This is a genomic window from Nocardioides sp. CPCC 206348, from assembly GCF_048654705.1.
GTDB lineage: Bacteria > Actinomycetota > Actinomycetes > Propionibacteriales > Nocardioidaceae > Nocardioides.
This window is the reverse complement of record NZ_JBMCZA010000101.1, coordinates 1-1,429: the sequence shown is the minus strand read 5'-3', so window position 1 is coordinate 1,429 and position 1,429 is coordinate 1. Positions and strand designations below refer to the sequence as shown.

Annotated in this window: 2 protein-coding genes; one reads left to right on the top strand and one right to left on the bottom strand. The window is 64.5% G+C overall.

Going from position 1 to position 1,429, the window contains the following annotated elements; all coding sequences use genetic code 11:
- Positions 1-63 precede the first annotated feature (63 nt).
- Positions 64-840 (top strand): alpha/beta fold hydrolase, encoded by a 777-nt coding sequence (locus ACOADB_RS05095; protein WP_378596859.1) that lies wholly within the window; start codon positions 64-66, stop codon positions 838-840.
- A gap of 34 nt (positions 841-874) precedes the next feature.
- On the opposite strand, the gene ACOADB_RS05090 is transcribed toward ACOADB_RS05095, so the two are convergent.
- A partial coding sequence (locus ACOADB_RS05090; RefSeq protein ID WP_378596858.1) for an AMP-binding enzyme occupies positions 875-1,429 on the bottom strand: 555 nt, incomplete at its 5' end.

Below are 1,429 nucleotides of genomic sequence, written 5' to 3'. Positions count from 1 at the left end.
ACGTTACCGTGAGTTCGTCGCACGGACTGGTTCCGATGTGTGTCATCAATCATTGGAGGGCTCATGGCTGCGCCTCAGACCGATCTCCTGTGCATTCACGGCTTCAACAGCAGCTGGCACAACTGGGACCCTGTGGTTGACGGGCTCCGGATGCGCCACCGAGTCCACGTCGCTCGCCTGGCCGGACATGCCGATGGGCCTTCGCATCCGGACGGAATCGCACCGACAGCGGCGACGCTGGCGGACCAGCTCGAGCGCGACCTCGATGCCGCGGGAGTGGAGCGCGCACACCTGGTGGGCAACTCCCTGGGCGGGTGGCTGGCCCTCGAACTGGCAGCGCGTGGACGGGCTCTCTCTGTCACAGGACTCTCACCTGCCCTCGGCTGGGAGCCGGCCGGTCGGCATCTCCAGTTGTTGGCGCTGAAGTTGTTCCTCGGAGGCCAGCTGACGACACGCATGGCACCCCTACTCCCCCGTCTGCTGCGTTCGGCCCCGGTGCGACGAGCGGCGCTGAAGATCGCAGTGGAACACGGCGACCGGATGTCGGTCCAAGCCGCACTGGAATTCACTGAGGACATGGCCGAGTGCACGATCTCTCAACCGCTCAAGCGTTGGTTCCTGAGCACCGAACACAAGCTCGGAGCCATCGACTGCCCCGTACAGATCGCTTGGTCAGAGCGTGACGCACTCATCCCCCTCGATCCGTACGGTGCACGCTTTCCTTCGCTGGTGCCCCACGCCGAATGGTTGACACTTCCAGGGGTCGGACACGTGCCGATGTACGACGACCCAGAGCTCGTCACTCGTACGATTCTGGACTTCACCGCTCGGGTCTCCTGACCAGGTTCAGCTTGCGGCCGGAGACGCCATCGGATCAGACCGTGAGGCCCAGCTGGCGTGTGGTCTCCTCGCGCATCTCGATCTTGCGGACCTTGCCGGTCACGGTCATGGGGAAGTCGTCGACGACCAGGACGTAGCGCGGGACCTTGTAGTGCGCGAGCTTGCCGGTCGCGAACTCCTTCACCGCCACCGCATCGAGCGGTTCGGCCCCGGGTCGCATACGGACCCAGGCACAGAGCTCCTCGCCGTACTTCTCATCCGGGACCCCGATGACCTGGACGTCTTCCACATCGGGGTGGGTGTAGAGGAACTCCTCGATCTCACGGGGATAGATGTTCTCCCCACCACGGATCACCATGTCCTTGATCCGCCCCACGATCGCGCAGTACCCGTCCTCGCGCATCACCGCCAGGTCACCGGTGTGCATCCACCCCTCGGCATCGATCGCCTCCGCGGTCTTCTCCTCGTCGTTCCAGTAGCCGAGCATCACCGAATAACCACGCGTGCAGAACTCACCCGGTTCGCCACGCTCCACGGTCTCACCGGTGACCGGGTCGACGACCTTGACCTCCACATGCGGATGCGCCCG

Bases quoted from the DNA above. Each gene is read 5' to 3' on its own strand.
- ACOADB_RS05095 (WP_378596859.1), top strand. From the start codon at position 64: ATGGCTGCGCCTCAGACCGATCTCCTGTGCATTCACGGCTTCAACAGC.